At 66.3% G+C, this 7,894-nt stretch carries 8 protein-coding genes; 5 read left to right on the top strand and 3 right to left on the bottom strand.

Annotation, left to right across the window (positions count from 1 at the left end; translation table 11 throughout):
• Positions 1-437: PRC-barrel domain-containing protein (locus ACWDPV_RS21560; RefSeq protein WP_449744594.1), on the bottom strand; the 437-nt coding region annotated here is incomplete at its 3' end.
• Between the two features lie 110 nt (positions 438-547).
• Here ACWDPV_RS21560 and ACWDPV_RS21555 point away from each other — a divergent pair.
• From ACWDPV_RS21555 to ACWDPV_RS21535, 5 genes are all read left to right on the top strand, one after another.
• A complete protein-coding gene (locus ACWDPV_RS21555) occupies positions 548-1,036 on the top strand; it encodes a general stress protein (protein WP_348802515.1) in 489 nt (162 codons plus the stop codon).
• A gap of 383 nt (positions 1,037-1,419) precedes the next feature.
• Positions 1,420-2,790, top strand: coding sequence for an extracellular solute-binding protein (locus ACWDPV_RS21550; protein WP_449744602.1), 1,371 nt, complete (start codon positions 1,420-1,422; stop codon positions 2,788-2,790).
• A complete protein-coding gene (locus ACWDPV_RS21545) occupies positions 2,787-4,046 on the top strand; it encodes a carbohydrate ABC transporter permease (RefSeq protein WP_348808499.1) in 1,260 nt (419 codons plus the stop codon). The genes ACWDPV_RS21550 and ACWDPV_RS21545 overlap by 4 nt, the downstream gene beginning before the upstream one ends.
• Before the next feature lie 5 nt (positions 4,047-4,051).
• Positions 4,052-4,882 carry a carbohydrate ABC transporter permease gene (locus tag ACWDPV_RS21540; protein ID WP_449744593.1) on the top strand — a complete coding sequence of 277 codons (831 nt, stop codon included), beginning with the start codon at positions 4,052-4,054 and terminating at the stop codon, positions 4,880-4,882.
• Positions 4,883-4,885: 3 nt separating this feature from the next.
• The gene (locus ACWDPV_RS21535) at positions 4,886-6,109 is read left to right on the top strand and encodes an ABC transporter ATP-binding protein (protein ID WP_449744592.1); all 1,224 of its coding nucleotides are present in this window, start codon (positions 4,886-4,888) and stop codon (positions 6,107-6,109) included.
• A 149-nt stretch (positions 6,110-6,258) separates the two neighbouring features.
• Here the strand turns inward: ACWDPV_RS21535 and ACWDPV_RS21530 are convergent, their stop codons facing one another.
• Positions 6,259-7,116 carry a chromosome partitioning protein ParB gene (locus ACWDPV_RS21530; RefSeq protein ID WP_449744591.1) on the bottom strand — a complete coding sequence of 286 codons (858 nt, stop codon included), beginning with the start codon at positions 7,114-7,116 and terminating at the stop codon, positions 6,259-6,261.
• Positions 7,106-7,786: a metallophosphoesterase family protein gene (locus ACWDPV_RS21525; protein ID WP_449744590.1), complete on the bottom strand. Its 681-nt coding sequence runs from the start codon at positions 7,784-7,786 to the stop codon at positions 7,106-7,108. The genes ACWDPV_RS21530 and ACWDPV_RS21525 overlap by 11 nt, the downstream gene beginning before the upstream one ends.
• Between the last annotated feature and the right edge of the window lie 108 nt (positions 7,787-7,894).

The raw sequence follows: 7,894 nt of genomic DNA, 5'->3' as shown, positions 1-7,894 counted from the left end.
AGTCCGCGGCGACCGGCGCGGACTGCGACGCGGGAGACCACCCAGTCGCGGGTGCGGGTGCGTTCGATCCCGAGGTCGACGACGACGACCTCCTGACCACCGAGTTCGGGCAGGTCGGGATCGTCCACACGCACGCGGGTGTCCAGGATCTGTCCGATGGCGAGTGCCTCGCCGGGCCGCAGGTGCAGGCGTCGCAGGCTCACCGTGCCGGTGTTGAGGGTCACCGCATCCGGTTCGATCGCGGTGACGCGCAGCATGGGGACGAAAATTCTTCGCCGCGTGGTCAATTCGACGGCCAGACCCAGAGCGCGGGGCTGCTGGCCGGGTAACCGGACGGAGATGACGGTATCGCGCACACGCCCGATGGACTCACCGTCCGGACCCAGGACGGCCAATCCGACTAACCTGGCCACGAACACCTTGCTCACCGCCGACATGGGAGTAAGGGTAATTGCATCGCACCCCGCGGCGTGGCCACGCCACTCGTGGGTGCGACCACAGCGACAGTGTCGGACGTGAACGCACCTGATGACCGAGGAGTCCGGAGATGACCAATCCCATGCAGCCGTCGCGCCAGACGCCGGGACTGCCCACCCCGCCCAAGGGCTGGCCGATCGGCTCGTACTCCACCTACGCCGAGGCGCAACGGGCCGTGGACTATCTGTCCGACGAGCACTTCACCGTCGAGGACGTCACCATCGTCGGCGTCGACCTGATGCAGGTCGAGCGGGTGATCGGGCGACTCACCTGGGGCAAGGTGATCGGCGGCGGCATCGTGTCGGGGGCCTGGCTGGGTCTGTTCTTCGGTCTGCTGGTGTCGCTGGTGGTCACCGGGAATCCGCTGGTGCCCATCCTGGTCGGCATCGTCGGCGGCATCATCTTCGGCCTGATCTCGGCGACCATTCCCTATGCGGCCACGCGCGGACAACGGGATTTCGCGTCGACCATGCAACTCGTCGCCGGCCGCTACGACGTGCTGTGTGATCCGAAGAGTGCGGAGAAGGCGCGCGACATGCTCGCCAAACTCAACCCCTGACGTTGTGGGTCTCTCGGACGCCGGCGTTCGGTGGGCGGGGCGCCGCGGGGGTGGAGTGCATCCGACACGCCCGGGCGCACACGCCTTCTCGGATCGTCGATGCACGTCGGCGCATGCGGTGACACGGTCAGATCACGATTCTTGATGATCTGGGACGAACGCACCCATTGTGTTGATCGTCACAGGCGTGGCGGGATAGCGTAGCGTCCAGATGACGGTGGTGCTCACCGTCGTGCCCACGACATCGAGGAGGCTGCGTGCGGCGAAGGATTGGCGGCGTGCGACGCAATTCCGCGGACGGTGAGCGTAACCGCAAGTCGTCCTTGGGGATCCGTGGAAAGGCGGTGATCGCGGGCGCCGCCCTCGCGACTGTGCTGCCGATCATGACCGCCTGCGGGTCCGGATACGAAGAGGGCGTGCTCAACCTGTATCCGCCTGCCGATGGTGCGGATTCGATCAAGATCCAGGCCGATCGGTGCTCGCAGGAGTCCGGTGGTCGGTACCGCATCGTCACAACGCCCCTGCCCAAGGGTGCCGACGACCAGCGTCTGCAACTCGCGCGACGCCTGGCGGGCAACGACCACACCCTCGACCTGATGGGCATGGACGTGGTGTGGACGGCCGAGTTCGCCGATGCGGGTTGGCTGGTCCCGGTTCCGTCGGAGTACCTCGGTGAGGTCACCGCGTCGACGCTCGGCGGCCCGTTGGAGACCGCGTTGTGGCGCACGCCCGACGATGATCGCGAACAGCTGTACGCGGTCCCGATCTGGACCAACACCCAGCTGCTCTGGTACCGCAAGGACACGTTGCGGTCCCTCGGCCAGAACGCCCCCGCGACGACGTGGGAGGGCATGATCGCCGACGCCCAGAAGAGTCTCGCCGAACGCGGACCGAGCCAGATCATGGTGCAGGGACGTCAGTACGAGGGCCTGATGGTGTGGTTCAACTCCGTCCTGGCCAGTGCGGGCGGCTCGGTCGTCGATCCCGATGACCCGAACAAGGTCACGCTCAATGACACCCCGGAACACCGCGCGGCGACCGTGCGGGCGTTGCGCATCATGAAGGCCGTCGCCACCGCACCCGGACACGATCCGTCACTGACCAACTCCGACGAGGCGGCCGCCCGACTGGGGATGGAAAGTGGTGACGCGATCTATGAGGTCAACTGGCCGTTCGTGTTCAGCGGCATCCGCGAGAACTCCGCGGCCGGCTCGGTGCCCTTCCTGCCGGACATGACGCGCCACAATGACTTCCTGACCAACCTGGCCGACCCGCCGACCACCGAACAACTCCAGCAGTTGGTGCCGATCAACGACGAGATCCGGCAGAAGTTCGACTTCGCCGCGTATCCCGGTGCCGGAGAGGGCCTTCGGGCCCGCAGCACCCTCGGTGGTCTGAACATCGCGGTGGCCTCCACCTCGCAACAACGCGATCTGGCGTTCCAGGCGGCGATGTGCCTCACCAGTGAGCAGGCGCAGAAGTTCTACTCGATCAACGCCGGGACACCGCCGGTCAACCGCGCGCTCTACGACGACGACGAATTCCGCAAGACCTACCCGATGGGTGATCTGATCAAGAAGCAGCTGGAGGCCGAGAACGCCGCGCTCCGGCCGAAGTCGCCCGATTACCAGGCGATCTCGACCCTGGTGCAGGCGAAACTCTCTCCGGTGGGGGCCTGGGACCCCGAGGTCCTGGTCGATCAGCTCGCCGATGCGGTCACCAAGGCGATCAACGGGGAGGGGCTCATCCCATGACCACCGGCGACGACAACGATTCCGGACGCCGCGGGCGTCACGCCATGCCCGAGGATTCCGTGCCCGAGAACTCACCGACGTCGGGTCCCGAACAACCCGGACTGGACGTGACCGCGCCGCACACCTTCGGCAAGGCGGTGCATTCGGAGGTATGGAAGGCGCCTGCCGGGTCGGGCTCGGGTGCGACCTCGGATGCGGGTGCGGCATCGGATCGCGGTGCGACATCGGATTCCGGTGCGACACAGGCCGGTCCGGCCGACCGACCCGGGCGCTCGGCGGCGGGCGCCGGTGCGCTTCCGGCGGCGGCCGCCGCGACCGCGGTGGCGACGCGGCCCACCGGCCCGGCGCCCGCGGCGGCTCCCGGCGCCAGGAGACTCAGTGAGGGCAAGAAAGCCGAACGGCGACTGGCGTTCTGGCTGGTGCTGCCGTCGATCATCATGATGGCGCTGGTGACCGGATACCCGATCATCTATGCGGTGTGGCTCTCGCTCAACAAGGCGAGCCTGTCGGCGCCGGGGGAGCGGGAGTTCGTCTGGTTCGGCAACTACGCCACGGTGCTCACCGACGGCTACTGGTGGACGGCCTTCGGGGTGACCCTGGGCATCACGGTGGTGTCGGTGATCATCGAGTTCATCCTGGGCATGGCGATTGCCCTGGTGATGCACCGAACCCTGTTCGGCCGCGGCACCATTCGCACGGTGGTCCTGATCCCGTACGGCATCGTGACCGTGGCCGCGGCGTTCTCCTGGTACTACGCGTGGACCCCGGGCACCGGCTATCTGGCGAACCTGCTGCCCGACGGCACCGCGCCGCTGACCGAACAATGGCCGTCGTTGGCGATCATCGTCCTCGCCGAGGTGTGGAAGACCACCCCGTTCATGGCCCTGCTGTTGCTCGCCGGGCTGGCGTTGGTACCCGACGATCTGCTCAAGGCCGCCCAGGTCGACGGTGCCGGCGCGTGGACTCGCCTGTGGCGCATCATCCTTCCGCTGATGAAGCCGGCGATCCTGGTGGCGTTGCTGTTCCGCACCCTGGACGCCTTCCGCATCTTCGACAACATCTACGTCCTCACCCGGGGATCGAACAGCACCTACTCGGTGTCGATGCTCGGTTACGACAACCTGTTCAAGGCGTTCAATCTGGGTGTCGGATCGGCCATCTCGATTCTCATCTTCATCTGCGTGGCGATCATCGCGTTCATCTTCATCAAGGTATTCGGTGCCGCGGCACCGGGTTCCGATACCGAGGGGAGGTAGGTCGCATGGGTACCGGTGCAAAGCCGAAGTTCTGGTGGGCGATCGCCAACATCCTGGTGATCCTCTATGCGATCATCCCGTTGCTGTGGATCGTCAGCCTGTCGTTCAAACCGGCGTCGAGCGTCACCGACGGCAATTTCATCCCGCGCGAATTCACCTGGGACAATTACTCGTCGATCTTCTCGACGAGCGCATTCACCAGTGCGCTGATCAACTCGATCGGTATCGGGCTGATCACCACCGTGATCGCGGTCGTGCTCGGCACGATGGCCGCGTATGCGGTGGCGCGCCTGGACTTTCCGGGTAAGCGACTGCTGATCGGTGCGGCGCTGCTGATCGCGATGTTCCCGCAGATCTCGCTGGTCACCCCGCTGTTCAACATCGAGCGCCGGCTGGGATTGTTCGACACCTGGCCCGGTCTGATCCTGCCGTACATCACCTTCGCGTTGCCGCTGGCGATCTACACCCTCTCGGCTTTTTTCCGGGAGATCCCGTGGGAGTTGGAGAAGGCCGCCAAGATGGACGGTGCCACCCCGTGGCAGGCCTTCCGCAAGGTGATCGCGCCGTTGGCCGCGCCCGGCGTCGTCACCGCGGCCATCCTGGTCTTCATCTTCGCCTGGAACGATCTGCTGCTCGCCCTGTCGCTCACCTCGACCGAGAGGGCCATCACCGCCCCGGTGGCGATCGCGAACTTCACCGGCAGTTCGCAATTCGAGGAACCGACGGGTTCGATCGCAGCGGCGGCCGTCGTGATCACCATTCCGATCATCATCTTCGTGCTCTTCTTCCAACGTCGAATCGTGGCCGGGTTGACCTCCGGTGCCGTGAAGGGATAAGCCATGGCAGAAATCGTCCTGGACAACGTCACAAAGCAGTATCCCGACGGTTCCGTCGCGGTCCACTCGGTGAATATCGACATCGCCGATGGGGAGTTCATCATCCTGGTCGGGCCGTCGGGCTGCGGAAAGTCGACGACGCTCAACATGATTGCCGGGCTGGAGGACATCACCGACGGTGAGCTGCGGATCGGTGGTGAGCGCATGAACGAGCGGGCCCCGAAGGATCGTGACATCGCGATGGTGTTCCAGAGTTACGCGCTCTATCCGCACATGTCGGTGCGCGAGAACATCGCGTTCCCGCTGACCCTGGCCAAGCTGCCCAAGGCGGAGGTGGCGGCGAAGGTCGATGAGGCCGCGAAGATCCTCGACCTCGGGCCATACCTGGATCGCAAGCCGGCGAACCTATCCGGTGGTCAGCGGCAACGTGTGGCGATGGGCCGGGCGATCGTGCGCTCGCCCAAGGCGTTCCTGATGGATGAGCCGCTGTCCAATCTCGATGCCAAGCTGCGTGTGCAGATGCGTGCGGAGATCTCGCGGCTGCAGCAGCGACTGGGTACCACCACCGTGTACGTGACCCACGATCAGACCGAGGCGATGACGCTCGGCGACCGGGTGGTGGTGATGCGTTCGGGTTATGTGCAGCAGATCGGTTCTCCGCAGGAGCTGTACAACAATCCGGTCAATGTGTTCGTGGCCGGATTCATCGGGTCGCCGGCGATGAACTTCATCCCCGGCCGGCTCGGCGCCGACGGCATCTCGACCCCGTTGGGAACCATTGCGCTGCACGATCAGAGTGCGGTCGACGCGGCGGCGTCGCAGGCCAAGGGCAACGGCGATGTGCTCGTCGGAATCCGGCCCGAACACCTCGAGGACGCACACCTCCTGGATGCCGATACCCGTTCGCGTGGTGTGACTTTCACCGCCGACATCGACGTGCTCGAGTCGATGGGGTCGGACAACTACGCGTACTTCTCTCTGGGCGGGACCGCCGCATCCAACGACGCGCTCGAGGAGTTGTCGGCGGATTCGGGTGCGGTTCTCGGCGGCGGGCAGCTGATCGCGCGGTTGTCGCCGGAGTCGCAGGTGCGACGCGGAACGAGCGCCGAACTGTACTTCGATCCGGCGCGGGTGTCGGTCTTCGACCAGCAGTCGGGTGCGAGCCTGCGACACGTGACAAGCGCCGGTGCCGGCGGAAGCGGTGGGGGGCTGCTCACCAAGCGGTGAGAACCTCGCCCCGACATCGCCGTGGTGCTCGTCGTGATGACGGTGGCGGCCACGGCGACGACGAGGAGGTCTGCACCGGAGGTTGACAGCGTCCGCGAGTTCACCGACAGCGCTTGTCATGTCGTCGACGGCGCCGGGGGTCCATCGCCTCACCGCCGTCGTCGGTGCGGCTGGTCGCGGAGTTCGTCGATGATCTCGTCGTCCCAGATGTGCTTGCGCACCAGTCGATAGCGTTCACACGCCAGCCACAGGTACAGTTCGGCGTCGCTGGTCAAGTCGGGCCGGACGTCGGCGCGGCGGGCCATGCGCACGACCGGCAGGAACTCCTCGCCGAACCACCGACGGGCCACGTCGGGCCGGCTGATGAACTCGCCGATCTCCTGGCCGAGGCGAAATCCCCACGCCTCCACCGATTCTGCGAGTTCGGCGTAATCGAAGGGGTCGGCGAGGCGGATGGCCTCGGCCTGTGCGCCGCTGAGTGGGACGCGGGCCAGGAACAGACGGCGATGATCCTTGAGGATGAGATCGGCGGGTACGTTGATGCCCTCGGGTGAGATCCGGGTGTGGATCTCGGTGACGTAGGCGTCGATCGTGTGCAGGTGGCGGGCGATGGCGATGGACACCCGATGGTGGCCGTCGATCACGAAATGTAGTGAACCGATCCGGTACAGCCGCACCGGCGGCACCGATTCGCCGCGCCGTTGGGCCGCCGCCAGACGCTGCCAGCGTTCGCGGATCCGGGCCGAGGTGGGGCGGAAGTACCGGTCGAAATCCTTGGTACGATCCACGCTGCCGACGATCGAGGAGACCTCGACCACCTGCAGGCCCAGATATGTCTCGCCGGTCCGGCCGAGTGCGGCGACCACCTCGTCGAAGGGCAGGATGGTGTTGACATCGGCCGGTTGGCGGGTGAACCACTGTGTGAGACGGGCGAGTTCGGCCGACCGCCGCATCCGTGCGAAGTCGTTCTCGGCGTCGGCGTCGGGAAACCCGGTGTCACGCGCCATATCTCCTCCTCGCGATCGTGCGATCGCCGGTCGCCGGATCGAAATCGAACCGGCAGTATCCGACGACGTTCATCGAGATGGTGTCGGCACCGACGATGAGGTCTCGCGGTTGCGTACCGTGCGGGTGGATGTGTCCGTGCACCAAGATCTTCGGGCGTAGATGCTCGACGAGTGGGTGGTAGCACGCGAAGCCACGGTGGGGGCGGTCGTCGGCGTCACCGGCGCCTCGGGCCGGTGAATGGGTGAGCAGGATGTCGGGGCGGAGGCGGGGCCGGCGGGCCCGCAACGACAGGCATCGCAGCCGCTGCTGCGTCTCGGTGTACTGGTTGGGGCCGCCGTTGTAGCGCACGCTGCCGCCGAGGCCGCAGATCCGGACCCCGGCCACCGTCACCACGCGTCCGTCGGCGTTGATGGCGCCCACCGGTCCCGGATCGGCGCTGGGCAGGCCGGCGCGGGTCCATCCCGATCGGCTGCGGCGGTATCCACGCAGATCGCGGTCGTGGTTGCCGGGAACGTAGACGCAGGGCGCATCGCACAGGTCGGAGAGGAGTTCGAGGTAGTCGAACGGCAGGTCGCCGGCACCGAGGATGAGGTCTGGGCGCACGTCGATGCCGACGCCGAAGGTCAGGGATTCCACGACCTCGTCCGCCACCGCCAGAATTCGTACCACATGGCCACCGTAGCCAACCGCGCACCGATATTGGGCTGAAGGCGCGTGCCGACGGCCCCCGCTTTCGGGGCGTGGCGGCGACGGGCATCGCATACACGGTGTGAGCCG

The organism is Gordonia sp. NPDC003504, from assembly GCF_053587995.1.
The sequence above is the reverse complement of the archived record's forward strand: the minus strand, read 5'-3'. Positions and strand labels throughout refer to the sequence as shown.

Coding starts and splice junctions, on each gene's coding strand:
- ACWDPV_RS21530 (WP_449744591.1), bottom strand. CDS start 7,116: ATGGCGCGTGACACCGGGTTTCCCGACGCCGACGCCGAGAACGACTTC.
- ACWDPV_RS21545 (WP_348808499.1), top strand. CDS start 2,787: ATGACCACCGGCGACGACAACGATTCCGGACGCCGCGGGCGTCACGCC.
- ACWDPV_RS21540 (WP_449744593.1), top strand. CDS start 4,052: ATGGGTACCGGTGCAAAGCCGAAGTTCTGGTGGGCGATCGCCAACATC.
- ACWDPV_RS21535 (WP_449744592.1), top strand. CDS start 4,886: ATGGCAGAAATCGTCCTGGACAACGTCACAAAGCAGTATCCCGACGGT.
- ACWDPV_RS21550 (WP_449744602.1), top strand. CDS start 1,420: ATGACCGCCTGCGGGTCCGGATACGAAGAGGGCGTGCTCAACCTGTAT.
- ACWDPV_RS21555 (WP_348802515.1), top strand. CDS start 548: ATGACCAATCCCATGCAGCCGTCGCGCCAGACGCCGGGACTGCCCACC.